General features: G+C 36.4%; 16 protein-coding genes. 9 read left to right on the top strand and 7 right to left on the bottom strand.

Annotated elements, in window-relative coordinates; all coding sequences use genetic code 11:
• Positions 1 to 14: 14 nt before the first annotated feature.
• On the bottom strand, positions 15 to 1,076 hold the full coding sequence (gene ulaG / locus JOC59_RS07290) for an L-ascorbate 6-phosphate lactonase (RefSeq protein WP_205144140.1): 1,062 nt from the start codon (positions 1,074 to 1,076) through the stop codon (positions 15 to 17).
• Positions 1,077 to 1,193: 117 nt separating this feature from the next.
• On the opposite strand from ulaG, the gene JOC59_RS07285 reads away from it, so the two are divergent.
• Entirely contained in the window at positions 1,194 to 1,958 is a 765-nt protein-coding gene (locus JOC59_RS07285; protein ID WP_205144139.1) for a DeoR/GlpR family DNA-binding transcription regulator, read from the top strand.
• A gap of 305 nt (positions 1,959 to 2,263) precedes the next feature.
• Here JOC59_RS07285 and gyrA read toward each other — a convergent pair whose 3' ends face one another.
• The 6 genes from gyrA to dnaA all read right to left on the bottom strand — a co-directional run bounded on the left by gyrA (position 2,264) and on the right by dnaA (position 11,446).
• Positions 2,264 to 4,786 (bottom strand): DNA gyrase subunit A, encoded by a 2,523-nt coding sequence (gene gyrA, locus JOC59_RS07280; RefSeq protein WP_239517063.1) that lies wholly within the window; start codon positions 4,784 to 4,786, stop codon positions 2,264 to 2,266.
• A gap of 127 nt (positions 4,787 to 4,913) precedes the next feature.
• A complete protein-coding gene (gyrB, locus tag JOC59_RS07275) occupies positions 4,914 to 6,836 on the bottom strand; it encodes a DNA topoisomerase (ATP-hydrolyzing) subunit B (RefSeq protein ID WP_205144149.1) in 1,923 nt (640 codons plus the stop codon).
• Between the two features lie 70 nt (positions 6,837 to 6,906).
• Positions 6,907 to 8,022: a DNA replication/repair protein RecF gene (gene recF, locus JOC59_RS07270; RefSeq protein ID WP_205144137.1), complete on the bottom strand. Its 1,116-nt coding sequence runs from the start codon at positions 8,020 to 8,022 to the stop codon at positions 6,907 to 6,909.
• An 8-nt stretch (positions 8,023 to 8,030) separates the two neighbouring features.
• Positions 8,031 to 8,249 carry a S4 domain-containing protein YaaA gene (gene yaaA / locus JOC59_RS07265; protein WP_205144136.1) on the bottom strand — a complete coding sequence of 73 codons (219 nt, stop codon included), beginning with the start codon at positions 8,247 to 8,249 and terminating at the stop codon, positions 8,031 to 8,033.
• Positions 8,250 to 8,759: 510 nt separating this feature from the next.
• Entirely contained in the window at positions 8,760 to 9,890 is a 1,131-nt protein-coding gene (gene dnaN / locus JOC59_RS07260; protein WP_205144135.1) for a DNA polymerase III subunit beta, read from the bottom strand.
• Positions 9,891 to 10,066: 176 nt separating this feature from the next.
• On the bottom strand, positions 10,067 to 11,446 hold the full coding sequence (gene dnaA / locus JOC59_RS07255; protein ID WP_205144134.1) for a chromosomal replication initiator protein DnaA: 1,380 nt from the start codon (positions 11,444 to 11,446) through the stop codon (positions 10,067 to 10,069).
• A gap of 514 nt (positions 11,447 to 11,960) precedes the next feature.
• On the opposite strand from dnaA, the gene rpmH reads away from it, so the two are divergent.
• From rpmH to JOC59_RS07215, 8 genes are all read left to right on the top strand, one after another.
• Positions 11,961 to 12,095, top strand: a complete 135-nt coding sequence (gene rpmH, locus JOC59_RS07250) for a 50S ribosomal protein L34 (RefSeq protein WP_002829327.1) — start codon at positions 11,961 to 11,963, stop codon at positions 12,093 to 12,095.
• A gap of 84 nt (positions 12,096 to 12,179) precedes the next feature.
• The gene (gene rnpA, locus JOC59_RS07245) at positions 12,180 to 12,521 is read left to right on the top strand and encodes a ribonuclease P protein component (protein WP_205144133.1); all 342 of its coding nucleotides are present in this window, start codon (positions 12,180 to 12,182) and stop codon (positions 12,519 to 12,521) included.
• Positions 12,522 to 12,557: 36 nt separating this feature from the next.
• The gene (gene yidC, locus JOC59_RS07240; protein WP_205144132.1) at positions 12,558 to 13,412 is read left to right on the top strand and encodes a membrane protein insertase YidC; all 855 of its coding nucleotides are present in this window, start codon (positions 12,558 to 12,560) and stop codon (positions 13,410 to 13,412) included.
• Positions 13,413 to 13,807: 395 nt separating this feature from the next.
• Positions 13,808 to 15,235 (top strand): NADP-dependent phosphogluconate dehydrogenase, encoded by a 1,428-nt coding sequence (gene gndA, locus JOC59_RS07235; RefSeq protein ID WP_205144131.1) that lies wholly within the window; start codon positions 13,808 to 13,810, stop codon positions 15,233 to 15,235.
• A gap of 233 nt (positions 15,236 to 15,468) precedes the next feature.
• Entirely contained in the window at positions 15,469 to 15,894 is a 426-nt protein-coding gene (gene ndk / locus JOC59_RS07230; RefSeq protein WP_205144130.1) for a nucleoside-diphosphate kinase, read from the top strand.
• Positions 15,895 to 16,079: 185 nt separating this feature from the next.
• Positions 16,080 to 17,486, top strand: coding sequence for a tRNA uridine-5-carboxymethylaminomethyl(34) synthesis GTPase MnmE (gene mnmE, locus JOC59_RS07225; RefSeq protein WP_239517060.1), 1,407 nt, complete (start codon positions 16,080 to 16,082; stop codon positions 17,484 to 17,486).
• 17 nt (positions 17,487 to 17,503) lie between these two features.
• On the top strand, positions 17,504 to 19,432 hold the full coding sequence (gene mnmG / locus JOC59_RS07220) for a tRNA uridine-5-carboxymethylaminomethyl(34) synthesis enzyme MnmG (RefSeq protein WP_205144129.1): 1,929 nt from the start codon (positions 17,504 to 17,506) through the stop codon (positions 19,430 to 19,432).
• A 164-nt stretch (positions 19,433 to 19,596) separates the two neighbouring features.
• A complete protein-coding gene (locus JOC59_RS07215; protein WP_205144128.1) occupies positions 19,597 to 20,811 on the top strand; it encodes an NAD(P)/FAD-dependent oxidoreductase in 1,215 nt (404 codons plus the stop codon).
• The last annotated feature ends 217 nt before the right edge of the window (positions 20,812 to 21,028 follow it).

Below are 21,028 nucleotides of genomic sequence, written 5' to 3'. Positions count from 1 at the left end.
TGACTCCTTGTTTTTTAGAGGAACGATGTAAATGGTGTATCATTCTCAATAGAAAAGACATCTGAAAAGCCACGATCAAAATTAAACTCTAAATCTTTTGCATTTTCAGGATAATTAAATTGTCCACCTACTTGCCAGATATATGGCATAAACTGATACTTCAATCGATCCTTTTTAAAATTCCAAAGTGTTGTAATTTCTTTTGGATCAGCCATAAAGTTGGTCCAGATATCATAATGAACCGGAATAATTACTTTTGTTTTTAGTGATTCAGCCATTCTTAAAATATCAACTGAGGTTACTTTATCGGTAATTCCTCTAGGATTTTCACCATATGCACCCAAGGCCACATCAATTCTATGCTCATTACCATGTTTAGCAAAAACATTTGAATAATGAGAATCCGCTGCATGATATAAATTACCACCAGTAGTTTCAAATAAATAATTGACCGCAATCTGATCCATATCTTGTGGCAATTTATTCTTTAAAGTTACATCTGGATCATTTTCTGTTACTAATGCTGTCCGATCAAATGATTCTAATACTTTAATTTTTGTTTTATTAATTATTATTTCATCCCCGGGCTTTACAACTACAGTTCTATTTGGTGCAACTCCCCATGCTTGCCAAATTTTGACAACTTCTGCTGGACCGTAGAATTTGGCACTTGGACAATTATTATTCACAGCAGCGGCAGTATTAATATCTAGATGATCTGAGTGAATGTGACTAACAAACAGAGCATCTACATTTTCAACTGCAAAGGGATCTAAAACAAAGGGCTGATTGCGTAAATTAGGTTGTAACTTTTGAACACCACTCATTCTTTGCATTTGATGTCCTTTTCGCATCATGCCATTTCCATGTGAACGCTTTCCTGTGCCATTCCATAAATCAATCAAAATATTGGTTTGTTCTGCTGTTTTTAACCAAATTCCTGTACATCCTAACCACCACATCGCAAATGTGTCCTTCTTGACCTCTGTATCAGCGATTTCTTCATTTAAATATGTACCCCATTCTGGAAATGTACTTAAAATCCATTTCTCTCTTGTAACCTCGTCAATTTTCATTTTAAAATCCTCCATTAATTTATTTAACAAAGTAATGGTATCAATTAGCGAAATCGCTTACAATTTAGTTATGTGATGATTAATCATATATATGATTATTTTATGAGGAGATTAAATATGCGTAGTTCCCAATTAGAAATTAAAGAACGTAGAGATCAAATATATAACTTAATTACTGAGAATAAATATATTTGTGTTAAAGAACTTTGTCTTGCCTTGAATGTCTCTCCTGCTACAATCCGACGTGATCTTCAGTATTTAAAAAACCAAGGTTTAGTAAGTTATAGCTACGGACATCTAGAAGCTACTAATTTCGATCCAACTGATATCTCAGTTACCACGAAGCTCTTAAATCATCGTGAAAAAATTGCGCAATTAGCCTCTCGTTTAATTGCTAATAATCAAACAATTGTGGCTAATTCTAGCTCTCTTGCGTGGCAAACTATTAATCATCTTGCCACTAAAAAACTTGATATCATTAGTAATAATGTTGATATCTTAACTTGTGCTTATCACCAAAAAACAAATATTATTCTAACTGGTGGAGAGGTTTCATTCTCTCGTAAAGCCCTTACTGGTACTAGTACAATTAATTTTCTCGCAGATTTATCGGCCGATTTATGTATTATTGGCAGTTATGGTGTCACTAATGAGGGCCTTACATCCCCATTTTTAAATGAAGCTATCATTAATCGTAAAATGATTGATATTACTACCGGACCAGTTATATGTGTTGCTGACTATCGAAAAATTGGTGTTGAATCTAATTTCAAAATTTGTGATATGACCAAAATCGATTACCTAGTAACCGATATTTTTGCTGATCCTATTTTATTGAAAAAAATTGAAAATATTGGTGTTAATGTGGTTATAAGTCAATAATTAATGCTTGTTAATATTTGCTTTTTTAATTAATAAACGTTTCTAATATTATTTTAAAAAAAGCTCGACTCAAGTGCCTTCGCTATTGGACCAAATATTCTAAAACCTTAAAAATAAAAGTGATACATTGTATAATGTTTCACTTTATACTTCTTTTGAAAACATAGTAAAACCCCGTAAGTTTTGTAATTTACTCCAACTTACGGGGTTCAGTTAACCAATTCAGATACGAATTAGCTTTTTTATTTATACTATTATCAAATTACCAGATGTCACAGTAGTTTGACACACTATCATTTTTTTAATTAGTCCGTGTTCTCTTCATCAATTACTTGATCTGCAAGTTCTTGCATCTTTTGGCTTATCGTTTCAGTGCTTTCACTAACATCATTGGCAATTACGCCATCCACCAGTGGCTCATCTGCTACAAGGTCTTCATCAGCTGGTTCCTTTTCAACTTTAGCTAATGTAGCTACTTTAGCGTCATCCTCCAAACGAATTAAGCGTACTCCTAATGTTGCTCGCCCAGTCTGCGATACGGTTTCTACTCCAAAACGAATCATCACACCCCGATCAGTTGTCAACATGATGTCTTCAGTTCCATCAACGATTACCATTCCGGCTAAAGGTCCATTTTTTTCAGTGACATTCGCAGTTTTAATTCCTTTACCACCACGTCCCTTAATCGGATATTCACTAGCTAACGTTTGTTTACCATAACCATGTTCGGTAATAACCAAAACATTTGCATCTGGTTGCAAAATATCAGCACCGACTACATAATCTTCCGCCCGTAAGCGAATTCCACGAACCCCAGCGGCTGAACGTCCCATTGAACGAATACTTGTTTCCGCAAATGAAACTGCATAGCCATCATGCGTAACAATAATCATGTTTTGTTGACCATTTGTTACTTTTACCGTCATTAACTGATCGTCATCATGTAAGCTAACAGCTCTAAGCCCTTTAGTTCGAATGTTTGCAAATTCAGCTACTGGTGTACGCTTAACTGTCCCTTTTAAGGTTGTAAAGAATAAGAAATCTTGACTTTCTTTAGCATCTCCACGCACATTAATAACTGCTTGTACCTTCTCACCAGCTGCTACTCCTAGTAAATTAATTACTGGAATACCTTTAGCATTTCGCCCATATTCTGGAATTTCATATCCCTTTAAGCGATAAACCTTACCTAAATTCGTAAAGAATAAAATTGTATCGTGCGTCGAGGTTGACACCAGGTGCTCAACAAAATCATCAGCATGCACGCCTGTTCCTTGAACTCCACGGCCTCCACGATGTTGTGCCTTAAACTCAGATGTTGCTAGTCGTTTAACATAGCCATTATGCGTCAATGTGATAATGACGTCCTCTTCATCAATTAAATCCTCATCCTCAATTGAAGTAACATCCCCCACTTGGAGTTCAGTCCGGCGATCATCCCCATATTTTTCTTGAATTTCCAATAATTCTTGATAAATAATCTCATCAATACGCTTAGGTTTCGCTAAAATATCTTCTAAATCAGCAATTGTCGCTAATAAATGTTGATATTCATCTTCAATTTTATCGCGTTCTAATCCAGTTAATCGGACTAAACGCATATCTAAAATTGCTTGTGATTGCTTATCTGATAGTTGATAATCACTTATTAACCGCTGCTTTGCAATATCAGCTGTCTTTGATGAACGAATAATACTAATAATGGCATCAATATGATCTAGTGCAATCCGTAACCCTTCCAAGATATGTGCGCGGGCTTGTGCTTTTTTAAGTTCAAAGACTGTCCGGCGACGAATCACTTCTTGTTGATGTAATAGGTACGCTTGTAATATTTCTTTTAGCCCTAATACTTTAGGTGCCATATCCTTGATAGCTAACATGTTGAAACTAAAAGTTGTTTGCATCAGTGTGTTTTTATATAGATTATTTAAAACCACGCTAGCTGACATATCACGACGAACATCAACTACTAAGCGATAACCTTCACGATCAGATTCATCACGGACCCCAGTTATCCCCTCAATTCGCTTGTCACGAGCTAGCTCAGCGATACGTTCAATCAAACGTGCCTTATTCACCATATATGGAAATTCAGTAACCACAATTTTTTCACGGCCACTTTTATCAATCTCAATATCAACTTTAGCGCGCATAGTTACCGTTCCACGACCAGTTTCATATGCCTTACGAATGCCAGACTTACCCATTACAATTGCACCAGTTGGAAAATCCGGTCCTGGAATGGCTTCCATCAAATCAGCCGTCGTTGCTGCGGGATTATTCATTAAAATGTGTAGCCCAGCAATTACTTCCCGTAAATTATGCGGTGGAATATTAGTTGCCATCCCCACCGCAATTCCAGATGCCCCATTAACTAATAAATTAGGGAAACGAGCAGGTAGTACTGCTGGCTCACGTTCTGTTCCATCATAGTTTGCCGTAAAATCAATTGTATCTTTATTAATATCACGCAACATTTCGGTCGCAATTTTAGACATTTTTGCTTCGGTATATCGCATTGCAGCTGCACTATCACCATCAATCGATCCAAAGTTACCATGACCATCAACTAATAAATAACGATAACTCCAATCTTGGGCCATGCGCACCATTGATTCGTAAATTGCCGAGTCACCATGTGGGTGATACTTCCCCATGACATCACCCACAATTCTGGCTGATTTTTTGTATGGTTTATCAGGTGTTATCCCCAATTCATTCATTCCGTATAAAATCCGTCGATGAACTGGTTTCAAACCATCACGAACATCGGGCAAGGCACGTGCCACAATTACTGACATCGCATAACTTAAAAAAGATTCGCGCATGGTCTTACCAAGGTTTACATCGCTAATTCTTCCGTTATTACTTGAAAAATTTTCTTCAGCCAACTTCAAATCCTTTCTGCACAATTTTTTCTGTGCTTGCCTTTAAATTACTTTTTTGACTTAAATGTTAAATATCTAAATCCTTAACAAAAGTGGCATTATTTTCAATAAATTCGCGGCGTGGTTCAACCCGATCACCCATTAACATTTCAAATATTTGATCAGCTTCAATCGCATCCACGGGATCAACCCGTAATAAACGGCGCCGTGTTGGATCCATCGTTGTTTCCCAAAGTTGCTCTGCATCCATTTCTCCCAACCCTTTATATCGTTGAATACTAGGTTTAGGTGAGGCCGGTAACTGATTTAAGACTGCTTGTAGTTCTTCATCAGAATCGATGTATTTAACAAATTTTCCTTGCCGGATTTGATACAAAGGTGGCTGCGCAATATAAATATAACCGGCTTCAACTAATGGCCGCATATAACGATAAAATAAAGTTAATAATAATGTCCGGATATGAGCCCCATCAACATCGGCATCAGTCATAATAATTAGTTTATGATAATGAGCCTTAGCAATATCAAAATCATTGCCAAAGCCAGTTCCCATGGCTGTGAATAATGATCGAATCTCCTCATTAGCTAAAACTTTGTCAATTGAGGCTTTTTCAACATTCAAAATTTTACCGCGAATCGGTAAAATAGCTTGAGTTAGGCGCGCACGCCCCTGCTTAGCAGATCCACCAGCGGAATCTCCTTCAACGATAAATAGTTCTGAAATAGCTGGATCTTTTGAGGTATTATCAGCTAATTTCCCAGGCAGATTGGTAATTTCCAAGCCTGATTTTTTCCGTGTTACTTCTCGCGCCCGTTTGGCGGCAATTCGCGCTTTTGAGGCTACTAACCCTTTTTCAATAATCTTGCGCGCAACTTCAGGATTTTCAAGCATGAAACGTGAAAATGTTTCCGAAAACATTCGATCAGTGGCTGCCCGGGCATCTGAATTGCCAAGCTTAGTTTTAGTTTGTCCTTCAAATTGTGGATCAGGATGTTTTACCGACACAACTGCCGTTAATCCTTCTCGGACATCTTCCCCAGACAAGGTCTCATCATTATTTTTAATAAGCTTATTTTGGCGAGCATAATCATTAATTACCCGGGTTAAAGCTGTTTTAAACCCTGTTTCGTGGGTTCCACCTTCATATGTATGAATATTATTGGTAAATGACAATAGATTTGAATGATAATCATCCGTATATTGTAAGGCGACCTCGACCATAATGCCATTTTCTAAACCTTCAACATAAACAGGTTCTGTAAACAATACCTCTTTACTTGCATCAAGATATTTTACATACTCTTTGATACCACCTTCATAGAAAAATGATTCGCTAACTGGTTTTTCTGGTCGCATATCAGTAATTGAAATTCTCAACCCTTTATTTAGGAAGGCTAATTCCCGAACTCGTGTAGTTAAAATTTTGGCATCAAAAACTACTGTTTCCCGGAAAATATCAGGGTCTGGCAAAAAGTGCACAATTGTCCCACGTTCAATTATTTGCTCCTCAGCAATTTCACGCATTTGACTTTTTACATGTCCACGCTGAAAATCAATCGCATACACTTTTCCGTCACGTACAACTTTGGCATCTAAATTAGTAGATAGTGCATTAACAACCGAAGCCCCTACTCCATGCAAACCACCCGAAACTTTATAACCACCACCGCCAAATTTACCACCGGCATGTAAGACCGTAAAGACCGTTTCTAACGCAGGTTTACCAGTTTTTACTTGAATATCAACTGGAATACCACGCCCATTATCAGTCACCGTAATGGAATTATCTTTTTCAATTGTTACCGTAATGTGATCAGCAAAGCCAGCTAAAGCTTCATCAATCCCGTTATCTACAATTTCCCAAACTAAGTGATGTAATCCTTGTGATGTTGTCGTACCAATGTACATTCCCGGACGTTTACGTACCGCTTCAAGTCCTTCTAATACTTGAATTTGACTGGCATCATAGTCATCAGCCTTGGTATGCATTTGCGTTTCATCTTCCAATGCTGCAAGTGCTTCAACTTCCGACAAAGCTTGTTTATTTTCTTCAGCCATTCTATTCCTCCGTTACCTTGCCCGCTTCTACTAGAAAGATCTTGGGCTTTTTTATTAAATGACGTGCAACATCACTAAGACTAGGTGTTGTAATAAAAGTTTGCACCTTATCTTGTATCGTTTTTAGTAAATGTGTTTGTCGTTTGGTATCTAATTCTGATAAAACATCATCTAACAATAAAACTGGGTATTCACCAGTTTCTATTTTCATTAAATCGATTTCTGCTAATTTTACGGCTAATGCCGTTGTCCGCTGTTGACCTTGTGAACCAAATGACTGCACATTTTGACCATTAACCAAGAATTGTAAATCGTCACGATGGGGACCAACTAATGTCGTCCCTTGTTGCAATTCTCTATTTTTTTGACTAGCAAATTTATTAGTTAGTGCTGTCTTTATTGCTGTTAGATCAGCTAATTCGGTCAACTTAATTGCTGAGACATATTTAAAAGTTAATGTTTCTTGTCCATCAGTTATTGCTTGTTGCGTTTGGTGCGCCACCTTTTCAAGTTTAGCCAATAGACTTTTACGGGCAAGTAAAATGTGGGCCCCATAATTAACTAATTGCTCAGTTAAAACATCTAGATATACTAAATCATGGGCTTGTTGTAGTTGTAGTTGGCGCAAATAATTATTACGTTGCCTTAAGATATTTCGATACTGGGTGGCATTAAATAAGTATTTGGGATTAATTTGACCAAATTCACGATCAATGAAATTACGTCGAATTGCTGGTGATCCCTTAACTAATTCCAAATCTTCTGGCGCAAATAAAACCACATTTAAATTACCAACATATTGTGATAATTTCGCCTGTTCTAAATGATTTACTAATGCTTTTTTACCCTTTTTACTAAAGGTAATTTCTAAAGGTAATTTATAGTTATCACGCCAAACACTGCCACTAACTGTGGCAGTCTGATTTTGCCAATTAATGAGTTCTTTATCATTACTTGTGCGGTGCGAACGGGTTAATGCCAACACATAAATTGCTTCTAACAAATTCGTTTTACCTTGTGCATTTGCCCCTAAAAATATATTAATTCCAGTGCTAAATTCTAGCTGTAAATTACTATAGTTTCGAAAATTTTGGACAGTTAATTTATTTAATTCCATACTCGTAGCTACTTAGCTTTTACAATAAATGTGCCAATTTCGGGAACATTGACAATATCATCTGGATATAATTTTCGGCCACGACGATCATCATGTTCCTCATTAACCATTACCGGCACTTCTTTTAAAAACCACTTTGCTTGGCCACCTGAACTAATTACATTCTCTTCTTTTAATAATTGACCCAAGGTAATAAATGGTGTATTTATAAATACTTCAGTTTTCATGTATTCCGTCCCATTTTTAATTTGTTATGTACATATTGGTTGCTTATTTCGTTTGTTTTTTCAACAATTACATACAATTAATTATAACCGTTTTTTGACAGTAAAACAATGTAATAGCCCTTTAATCAGTCCGCTATTCTCTTTTTTGTTAATTTTAGTATTTTCCCCTTATCCTACTTATTTTTGCTCTAATTTGTTGTTAACGCGTTTTTCTTATTTTTAAACCTAAAACTAACCATATCAGCAAAAAATAACCACTCTGAATTGACTTATCAGAAATGCACTACAGATTGTCTTTTTGCTAAATCGGTTATTCGCTATTTACACCTTACGTTTGAACTTGAGCCTCCCTTTTTACTTAAGCGTCGAATTTAATTTTTTTTTTTGAGAAGAATACATAAATAACCCCCGCAAATTGCGTTTATGCCAATTTGTGGAGGTTCTTTATGCATTCTATTTTTTAATCCCTGCTTTAATAATGGGCTTCAATTCCGCCCAATAAAGCTAACCTTAAAATGTCCTAACTGGTGTAATTAATTGAATAAAACTATCGCCATTATCAACCGGTTTTAAAGTAAAAGGTCGTAACGGAACAGTAAAACTCACTTCAATATCAATATTACCAAATGACCGTAAGGCATCTTTCATGTAATCTGGATTAAATGAAATCTCTAACTCGTTACCTTCTTGTTTTTTTACATGTAATTCTTCTTCAACGCGACCAACATCCGGAGAATTTCCCGTAATCTTAGCACCACTTTCACTAATAAGTAACTTAACTACATTGTTCCGTGACTCATGTGAAAGTAGCGAAGCCCGATTAATCGCTGCCAATAATTCGGTAGCATTAAACGTAATTAAAGTATCACTTTCCTTAGGTATTAATCTTGTTGTGTCAGGATAATTTCCTTCAAGTAAGCGTGAATAAAATAAGGTTTTGCCTAAAATAAATAAAACCTGATTGTCTGTAATTCTTAATTCAACTTCTTCCACATTTTCTAACATCTTAGCTAGTTCATTTAATGATTTTCCTGGAATGATTACATCAGCAACACTTGTATTATCCGTTGATAGCGTTTCAGTACGTTGCGCTAACCGATGTGAATCAGTAGCAACAGCTAAAAATGTTTTTTCATTCAAACTGAAATGAACCCCTGTCAAAATTGGACGACTTTCTTGATTAGAGACCGCAATTACTGTTTGTGAAATAATTTGGCGTAGCATATCAGCACCAATTGTCACTGAATTAGCAGCTGTGATTTCTGGTAAATGTGGATAACTATTCGCATCAAGGCCATTAATAGTAAATGAGGCTGATCCTGAAGTAATCATGGTTTGAAAACCAGCAACAATTTCTATCGTCATTTGTTGTTCAGGTAATTGTTTAACAATATCACTGAAAAAACGAGCTGGTAACACAATCGCACCAGTTTTTTCAATCGATAAAGCCGCTGCTTCATCTGCAATACTTAAAGTTGTTTGAATTGAGATATCAGCATCACTGCCTGTCAGGGTTAAACCATCTGCTTCAGCAACTAATTTTAAACCAGTTAACACTGGAATTGTTGTTTTTGATGTAATTGCCCGTGAAACATCATTTAATTCTTTGATAAATGCAGTTCTGTTCACTGTAAATTTCATTTCAGTAGGCTCCGTTCTTTAAAATATATATATAGTATACAAGATATATAGTAATAGTAGTAGGTCCTGTTTATTCTGTGGATAACAGTATAACTAGTAATTACAATACGAAAAAAAGCTGTGGATATAATTGTGGAAAACTATTTAACAACTATCTCTTTTCCACAAGTGGATAATTAATCACCATTAATTTGTTTTTTCAGTGTTGTAATCTGATTTTGAATTAATTTATTGCTCTCAAGGGCAGCTGAAATCTTATCAGTGGCATGCATGACGGTGGTATGATCTTTACCGCCAAATTCACGGCCAATGTTTGGTAGAGAATTATCAGTGAGCTCACGTGATAGATACATTGCGATTTGGCGAGGCATAACGATTTCTTTGTTACGCTTTTTGCCCTTTAAATCACTAATTGAAATAGCAAAAAATTTAGCTACTGTTTCTTGAATGAAACTAATCGTAATTTCTGATTTCTGTGCAATATCTAACTCTGCTAAAATCTTGGTAGCATCATCAATAGATACCGTGTCACCAGCGGATTGGTTAAATTTGGCCATGATAGCAACACGCTTAAAGACCCCTTCTAGTTCCCGGACATTACTATCAACTTGTTTTGCAATAAATTCAATAACATTACGATCAACACTAATGTTTTCTTTTTCAGCTTTTTCTAATAAAATAGCAATTCGTGTTTCAAAATCTGGTTTATTGATATCAACGGAAAGGCCCCATTGAAAGCGTGAAACTAAGCGATCTTGTAAATCGGGAATATCTTTTGGGAGGCGGTCTGAAGTCATAACAATGCGACCACTATGGCCTAAAATATCATTAAATGTATGAAAAAATTCTTCCTGTGTGGATTCTTTTCCAGATAAAAATTGAACATCATCGACTAATAATAGGTCAGCATTTCGATATTCTTCACGTAGTTTTTCAGTTGTTCCGTTTCGCACAGCACTAATAAAATCATTAGTGAATTGCTCTGAAGTAACGTATAAAACGCGTTGATTAGGATTATTAACTAAGGCATTATTACCAGTAGCTTGCATTAAGTGAGTTTTACCAAGGCCAACACCACCATAGAGTAACAATGGATTATATTCTAGGGAGCCCTCAGATACTGCAAGCGCAGCGCCATATGCTAATTGATTCGTGGCACCAACGACAAATGTATCAAAAATATATTTAGCATCGAGATTATTCCCATGCTTTAAAGTAGTTTTAGTTGAATCGCCTGGGCGCATTTGTTGGCTTGAAAGACGATTATTTTTTTCGATTTCTTCAATTAAATCGACAACTGGTTCAACTATGCGGACATCAATATTTGATAATAACATCTGATTAGTTTCAAATGCGAATGTAGTAAATTGGCTTGAATAAGTATTTAGCCAACGTTCACGCGATAGTTCATTTGGAACTTCAATCACAGCATTGTGCTGACTAGCATCAAAGCTAGCTAAGCGAGCAGGCTGGATGAAATTGTCATATGATGGACGCCCCAGTTCTTCTCTGAAGCGGTCAGTTATATCTGACCATAAGGTGTTCCGTTCAACCATAAGTAGCAAGTCCTTCTTTTAAATAAAATTAACCTTATCTAGAATAGCAGTATTTTTGAAATTTTTCCACAGTTTTCCACAGTTGTGGATTAATTTTTTAAAAAATCCACAAGCCAGTGTGTTACTTTTCCACAAACCTGTGGAAAAGATTGGGGAAAACTAAATTTTTCAGCTTTATCCACCACTTTTTGTGCGTTATAATGTCAATAGAATAAAGCGGTATCAGAGTTATCCACTTTATCCACAGGATAGTGTTAATAACTATTAACAAGCTGGGGATTATGGGATAAGTTGTTGAAAAACCAGGAAAAACTCGTATCAAAAAATGTTACAATTAACAACCATGTAGATAACAGAACGTTATCTTGTGTATAAAAAAGAGGTCAAAAAATTTATTTATTTATTTTTTAGGTTCACTTTTCTTTATCTATATGATATGATGGTACGGAAATGCAAAGAGATATGGTTATTTCTATGTAAATATATTTTCAACTAAGAACGGAGGTGTTTACACATGAAACGTACATATCAACCAAAAAAACGTCACCGTCAACGTGTCCATGGCTTCCGTAAGCGTATGAGCACATCAAACGGACGTAAAGTATTAGCACGTCGTCGCCAAAAGGGCCGCAAAGTGTTATCTGCATAAAAAGGTCACTGGTTACAGTGACCTTTTTATTTTTTTAAGATTCAGTTAGCTAGGCCCAATAGGCTGAAATTGATGAGGGAAAAGATGCGTAAATCATATCGAGTTAAAAAAGAAGCTGATTTCCAAAAAGTTTTTGATCAGCATAATTCGTTTGCAAACCGGATGTTTATTGTTTACAAAGCTGAAAAGAAAAGCCAACCCCATTTTAGAGTTGGTATTTCAGTTGGTAAAAAAGTTGGTAAGGCTCATGATCGAGTCTATGTCAAACGCCGAATTAGGCAAACAATACTAGAATATAAGCCACAAATAAAAAATGAATATGATTTCTTAGTTATTGCACGGCCAATTACCAAAGGTTGCTCAATGAATGAAATTCGTGAGAATCTAGTCCATGTTTTAAAATTGGCAGATTTGTTGACTAATTAATTAAATAATGAAAAAATTTTCAATAGGAGAAGTGCCATGCAACAAGGATTTAAAAAACCACATAAACGCAAATTAACGCTTTTGATGGCAATGCTAGCAGTATTAACAGTCTTTTTAGCTGCATGTAGTAATAAACCAATTACAGAACACTCAACGGGCATTTGGGATGGCTTGGTTATCTTGAATTTTTCACGAGCAATTATTTGGTTAGCAAATTTCTTTGGTAATAGTTATGGAATGGGAATTATTGCGTTTACGTTGATTATTAGAATCATTATCTTACCCTTAATGATTTATCAATCAAAGACAATGTTAAAGACCCAAGAGTTACAACCGGAACTAAAAAAGTTACAGCAAAAATATCCGGGTAAAGATAATGAATCACGGATGCAAATGCAAAAAGAACAACAAAAGTTATATGCACAAGCCGGTGTTAATCCATTTGCTGGGTGCTTACCGATAGCTGTTCAAATGCCTATTTTAATTGCTTTATATCAGGCAATCTGGCGGACTCAGGAACTTAGAACAGGTGATTTTTTATGGCTAAAACTTGGATCACAAGATCCTTACTTTATTTTACCGATTTTAGCTGCGGCGTTTACCTTAATTAGCTCGTGGTTGGCCATGGCTTCAAGTCCGGAACAAAATGGTATGACTAAAGCGATGACCTTCGGGATGCCCTTAATTATCTTTGGGACCGCTTTAACGGTTCCTTCAGCATTATCATTATACTGGGTGGTTTCAAATGCCTTCCAAGTAGTGCAAACATGGTTTATTCAAAATCCATTTAAAATTAATGCTGCGCGGGCTGCTAAAAAGTCAGCTGAAAAGACACGACAACGCAAAATTGATAAAGCGAAACGCGTTGCTACTAAAGGACGTAAAAAATAATTTACGTAGTAGTTAAACAGTGATTGATAAACTATCAAAAGTGAAAACACAAAACCGCAACTAGCCTGAGGGCTAATTAGCGGTTTTTTATTTTATAAACTAAAAACGGCTTAGTATTAAGACAGATGCATCATGTATAATATGCGTTAAAAATGGTGAGGATAGGGCAGTTAATCTAAATTTTCATGAATACGTGATTATATACAATGTAATAAAAGTGTAACGAAGGTAAGAACTACGATAAAATAATTAATAAAGACTAGCATTAAAAAAAAATAGTGATAAACTATGTTTAAATGATGTGAAGATACTAACAAACATTTGTTAATAATATGTCTTGAAACATCATTTTTAATTTTTTAAATATGCTAAAGATTTGGAAATGAGGTAATGTAATGTCAGAATTAGCTAATATCGGTGTTGTTGGGATGGCTGTAATGGGTAAAAATTTGGCCCTCAACATCGAAAGCCGCGGCTACACTGTAGGAATTTACAACCGTTCAGCCGCCAAGGTTGATCAAGTGATGAAGGATCATGCTGAAAAGAAATTGATTCCAAGCTACTCACCAGAAGAATTTGTTAAGTCACTTGAAACACCACGTCGGATCCTCTTGATGGTTAAAGCTGGAGCCGGAACTGATGCCACAATCAAAGCTTTATTACCATTCTTGGATAAAGGTGATGTCCTAATCGATGGTGGTAACACATTCTTTGAAGACACAATGCGTCGTAATGCTGAATTAGATAATTCAGGAATTAACTTTATTGGTATGGGTGTATCTGGTGGTGAATTAGGTGCGCTTCATGGTCCATCATTAATGCCTGGTGGTCAAAAAGAAGCTTATGAACTAGTTGCACCAATTTTAGAACAAATTTCAGCAAAAGCTGATGAAGATGGCGAACCATGTGTTGCTTATATTGGACCAAATGGTGCTGGCCACTATGTAAAGATGGTTCACAATGGGATTGAATACGGTGACATGCAATTGATCGCTGAATCATACTCAATTATGCGTGAAATGCTTGGGATGACAGTTGAAGAAATTGCAGATGTCTTTGCTGACTGGAGTAAGGGTGAACTTAAGAGTTACCTAATTGACATTACTGCTGAAATTTTGACACGTAAAGATGATGAAGGTACTGATAAACCAATCGTTGATGTCATTTTGGATGCAGCTGGTAACAAGGGAACTGGTAAATGGTCATCACAAAATGCGCTTGAACTCGGTGTACCACAATCATTGATTACTGAGTCTGTATATGCACGTTACATTTCAGCGCTAAAAGACGAACGGGTGGCTGCAAGTAAAGTATTACCTAAGCCAGCTGGTTTAACAGAAAAACTTGATCGTGAAGAAATTGTTGAAAAAATTCGTAAAACACTTTACTTCGCTAAAATCATGAGTTATGCCCAAGGTTTTGAACAAATGCGGGTTGCTTCAGAACATTACGATTGGGATCTTAACTTCGGTGACTTAGCTAAAATTTGGCGTAATGGCTGCATTATCCGCGCCGAATTCTTGCAAAATATTACAGAAGCTTATGACAAAAACCCAGAACTACAAAACCTATTGCTTGATGATTACTTCTTAAACATCACAAAGGAATATCAAGAAGCTGTGCGTGATGTTGTGGCATTAGCTGTTAAGGCCGGTGTTCCAGCACCTGGTTTATCAGCTGCAATTGCTTACTTCGATTCATATCGGTCAGCCGTATTGCCTGCTAACTTAACACAAGCACAACGTGATTACTTTGGTGCGCATACTTACAAACGGGTTGATAAAGAAGGTACATTCCACTATTCATGGTATGAAGAAGCCTAAGGGTAAGTAAATTTAAATAATAATCAAAATCAAGACAGAATTGACTAGCAAAGCGATAATTTTGTTAAGATGAAAAGTCGTGGCTAATTCAGTTTGAATTAACGACGGCTTTTTAGCATTAAATGGTTATGCGTTTTTAATATTTAGCTGCTAGTATTCTTTAATCATAAACTGCTTGATACGCTAAAATAGTAATTGGATTGTAGGTACTTAAATACTAGGAGGTAGGTACAATGACAGAAGAACGGACGCTTATTTTGGTAAAGCCAGATGGTGTCAACCAAGGGCATATTGGCGAAGTAATTACTCGCTTAGAAAGAAAGGGTTATCAGATTGAGGCGCTGAAAGTAACGCAGGCCACTGACGCTCAATTAAGACAACATTATATTGATAAAGTTGATAAACCATTTTTTCCAGAAATTGAAAGTTATATGCATGAAGGGCCGATTGTCGCACTAGTTGCAAGTGGCACCAATGTAATTAGTGTCTTTAGGAGAATGGCTGGCCAAACTAATCCCTCGCAAGCCGCTTTTGGCACGATTCGTGGTGATTTTGGGCGCGACTGGCCAGATGGTCTAATTCGGAATGTTGTCCATAGTTCAGACAGTGTCGAGAGTGCCGAACGCGAAATTAAGATTTGGTTTGCTGAATTGAAGTGATTTTTGATTTTTAAGTAACCTTAGTTGACAGAATATTGATAAGTAATTAGAATAAGAATGTTTTAGTAAAGTTGTGAACATATAAATAATTAACGAAGTAGTGAAAGTGCTTCGCCACCAATTGTTAAACAGACAAGGGGGTGGTGTAGGCACTTTTTTTGTACGTCAAGAAATAAGGAGAAAAAATGGCAAATGCAAGTAGCACTTTAATTGAATTTGATACAATTGCGGCAATTAGTACACCACCTGGTGAAGGCGCAATCTCAATTATTCGTTTAAGCGGTGAGCAGGCGGTAAAAATTGCCCAACGGGTTTTTAAAGGGAAAAACTTAGCCCAAGTAGCAAGTCATACTATTAATTATGGTCATATTATTGACCCTGATCATGACAATCAAGAGGTTGATGAGGTGATGGTGTCAGTTATGCTAGCGCCCAAAACCTTTACACGGGAAGATGTCATTGAAATTAACTCACATGGTGGGATTGTAGCAACTAATCGTATTTTACAATTACTACTCGCAAACGGCGCCCGGCTAGCGGAACCTGGTGAATTTACAAAACGGGCTTTTTTAAATGGTCGGATTGATTTATCCCAAGCAGAGGCAGTCATGGACTTAATCCGAGCCAAGACTGATCGATCAATGCAAGTTGCTCTCAATCAATTAGATGGTAATCTATCGACATTAATAAAGCAGATTCGAAAAGATATTGTCGACACGCTTGCACAAGTTGAAGTTAATATTGATTATCCAGAATATGATGCTGTTGAGCAGATGACTACTAAACTGTTAGTTGAGCAAGCTTACAATGTAAAAGCGCATGTTGAACAGTTATTAAAGACTGCTAAACAAGGTAAAGTATTGCGTGAAGGGTTAGCAACAGCAATCATTGGTCGTCCCAATGTAGGGAAAAGCTCAATTTTAAATCACTTATTACATGAAGATAAGGCGATTGTGACAGCTATTGCAGGAACTACACGTGATGTTATTGAGGAATATGTTAATGTCCGTGGTGTACCATTAAAATTAATTGATACAGCTGGTATTCGTGAAACAGATGATGTTGTTGAAAAAATTGGGGTCGAACGTTCCCGAAACGCAATCGTGCAAGCTGATTTAGTGATGTTGGTACTAAATAGTAGTGAAAACCTAACGGATGAGGATCGCGCTTTATTAAAATTAACCGCTGATAAAAAGCGCATTGTTATTTTAAATAAAACTGATTTAGCAATGCACCTCAAGCAAAGTGAGTTAGCTAAGTTAGTTGAACCACATGAAGTAATTGCCGTATCAGTTTTGAAAAATTTGAATATGGATCAACTGGAAGATAAAATTGCGCATTTATTTTTTGCCGAAGGTATTGAAAATAATCAAACAACGTTAATGGTAACAAATGCACGCCATATTGGTTTATTAGCTCAAGCAAGTAAAGCACTACAAGCAGTAATTGATGGTGTTGAAATGGGGATGCCAGTGGATATCGTTCAAATCGATATGACGACAGCTTGGGATAAGCTTGGTGAAATAACTGGTGATTCGGTTCAAGATGATTTATTAGATGAATTATTTAGCCAATTTTGTTTAGGAAAGTAAAAAGGAGATATAAATAGATGACAGTGTTACCTTATGAAGCAGGGGCATATGATGTAATTGTTGTTGGTGCTGGGCATGCTGGTTCAGAAGCCGCTTTAGCCGCCGCCCGCATGGGTAATCGGACTTTATTGATGACGATTTCTTTAGAAATGGTGGCATTTATGCCATGTAACCCGGCAGTGGGTGGTCCAGCTAAGGGAATTGTTGTACGTGAAATTGATGCCCTTGGTGGTGAAATGGGGCGTAATACCGATAAAACGTATGTGCAAATGCGGATGCTAAATACTGGTAAAGGACCAGCAGTTAGAGCTTTACGGGCGCAATCAGATAAGAACGAATACCATACGGTAATGAAAAAGACCATTGAAACGACACCAAATTTAACGTTACGACAAGGAATTGTTGAAGAAGTGATGGTTGAAGATGGGGTGGCTGTAGGTGTGCGGACCAATACAGGTGCAATTTACCGTGCAAAATCAGTTGTGTTGACTGCTGGAACATCTTCACGAGGGAAAATCATTATCGGGGAATTAATGTATTCATCTGGTCCCAATAATTCTCAGCCTTCGATTAAGTTATCAGAAAATCTTGAACAATTAGGTTTTGAATTAAAACGTTTCAAAACAGGGACACCACCAAGAATCAATGGCCAAACAATTGATTTTTCAGTTACTGAAGAACAACCAGGGGATGAAAAACCTAATCATTTTAGTTATACGTCCAAGGATGAAGACTATTTAGCGCTTAAACAACAATTGTCTTGTTGGTTAACTTATACAAATGAACATACACATGCAATTATTCGTGAAAACCTACAGCGTGCACCAATGTTTACCGGGGTAATTGAAGGGGTGGGACCACGTTATTGTCCATCAATTGAAGATAAAATTGTACGCTTTGCCGATAAGTTAAAACACCAACTATTCTTAGAACCGGAAGGGCGAACAACTAATGAATGGTATGTACAAGGTTTTTCAACATCAATGCCAGAAGAAGTACAGTTAAAGATGCTTCATTCAGTACCGGGCTTAGAAAAGGCAGAACTAATGCGACCAGGCTATGCGATTGAGTATGATGTAATAGCACCGCATCAATTACGGCATACCTTGGAAACCAAGTTGGTAAAAAATCTGTTTACTGCTGGACAAATGAACGGAACATCAGGTTATGAAGAAGCGGCTGGGCAAGGAATTATGGCTGGAATTAACGCTGGGTTGCGGGCGTTAGGGAAGCCTGAATACGTAATGCAACGTTCAGAAGGCTATATTGGTGTAATGATTGATGATTTAGTTACTAAGGGAACCAATGAACCTTATCGTTTATTAACATCACGGGCTGAATATCGCTTATTATTACGTCATGATAATGCAGATTTACGGCTAACCAAAGTTGGTCATACCTTAGGGCTAATTGATGATGCACGATATGCTACTTTTGTGGCCAAACAAGCAGCAATTGATTTAGAAAAGCAAAGACTAGAAACGATTCGGATTAATCCAAATGCGAAAATAGATGCATACTTAGTAAGTTGTGGTTCAAATCCATTAAAAGATTCGGTATTAGCCGCTGATTTATTACGACGACCAGAAGTGGATTATCAAAAATTATTAGAGTTTATTCCTGCAAGTACGCAAAAATTGGATCGTTATGAAATTGAAGAAGTTGAAATTCAAATAAAATATGAAGGCTACATTCAAAAAGCCCAGGAAAAGGTTGATAAATTACACCGCATGGAAGCTAAAAAAATTCCAAGTGATTTAGATTATAGTGTAATAGATGGTTTAGCAATTGAGGCGAAACAAAAATTAGCAAAAATTAGTCCAGAAACATTAGCACAAGCGTCACGAATTTCTGGGGTTAATCCGGCTGACATTGCCATTTTAAGTGTTTATTTACAAAATGGGAAGCTTGTGAAAATTACTGCACAAACAAGTGACGTGAATTAGTAGGTATCACAATGGATTTATGTAAATATTAAATAATCTTAAGAAAGTTACTTATCCATATGTATGGCAAAAAGTAATTAAATTAGCTATAATTGAATCTAGATAATTACTGATTAATTAATCAATTAGTAAATGATTAGACGAATAAGTAGGAGATATTGAACATGGCAAAGAAAACAATCGGTATTTTAGGCGCAGGTTATGCCGGCTTGTTAGCATTAAAGGTATTACAAAGTAAAGCAAAGGATGTCGCAATTACGTTAATTGATCGTAATGATTATCACTATGAAGCAACTGATTTACATGAAGTTGCAGCGGGTAGTGTAAAGGAAGATAAAATCTCATTTCCCATTAAAGATGTTGTTAACCCTAATATAACAACGTTTATTAAAGGGACCGTTACCAAAGTTGATAAGGCAACTAAGACAGTTGAAGTTGAAGGTCAAGCGCCTATGACTTTTGATTATTTGATTATTGCCCTTGGTTTTGCTTCAGAAACATTTGGTATTAAAGGTGCACAAGCAAATGCATTAGCAATGGATGATGTTGAAACGGCACAAGCAGTGCATACACATTTTGTTAAGCAATTAGAAGACTACCGAGTAACCAAGAATCCCGATAATTTGAAGGTTATTATTTGTGGTGCCGGGTTTACAGGGGTTGAACTACTTGGGGCAATGGCTGAACATAAAGCTGAATATGCTAAAATTGCCGGCGTTGATGCTAGTGAAATCAAACTAATGTGTGTTGATGCTTCACCACGATTATTACCAATGTTTCCAACTGATTTAGTTGATTATGCGATTAAAAAATTAGCACAAAAAGATGCTATGATTTTAAGTGGTAAGGGTATCAGTGAAGTTACAGAAAATGGAATTATTTTCAAAGATCGTGAAACTGAAGAAGAAGGCGAATTAAACGCCAATACAATTATTTGGACAACTGGGGTAAGTGGTAGCCATGTAATGCAAGATTCTGGTTTTGATGCTCGACGTAATCGCGTAATGGTTACACCTGAATTACAAGACCCTGAAGATGATCATGTCTACATCGTTGGTGATGTTTCAGCAGTGATGGACGAAGCTAGTGGTCGCCCATACCCAACAACGGCCCAAATTAGTTTAGTGATGGGGCATACGGCAGCACATAATATTATTGCGTCACTAACTGGTGGTTCATATGAGAAGTTTACTTACAGTAGTATCGGAACAATTTGCTCATTAGGTAATACGGATGCAATTGGGATTGTTGGTAAGAGTAGTAAGGTTAAAGGGTACGTTGCATCTGTTGTTAAGAAAATGAGTCTTAATAAGTCATTACTAGAAACTGGTGGCGTTAAAGAGTTACTTAGCAAAGGGCGTTTTGACTTATATCACTAAGCTACGTTTAATCAATAAATAATAAGTGACTAGTCGTTATTTTTAAGAAAATACTGCCATGTCAATATTAAGATAAGCAGGCTCTTTGTCAAATGGTACTGATAGACTAAATAATTAAATTGATTTATTAAGCAACTAATTCGTAATTTGAATTAGTTGTTTTTTTGTAATTTATCGCAAAATATGAATTTTTAAAGCTAATTAAAATACGTTGTCT

The organism is Periweissella beninensis (assembly GCF_016908275.1).
GTDB lineage: Bacteria > Bacillota > Bacilli > Lactobacillales > Lactobacillaceae > Periweissella > Periweissella beninensis.
Note: the sequence above shows the minus strand (reverse complement) of the source record. Positions and strands in the feature narration are given on the sequence as shown.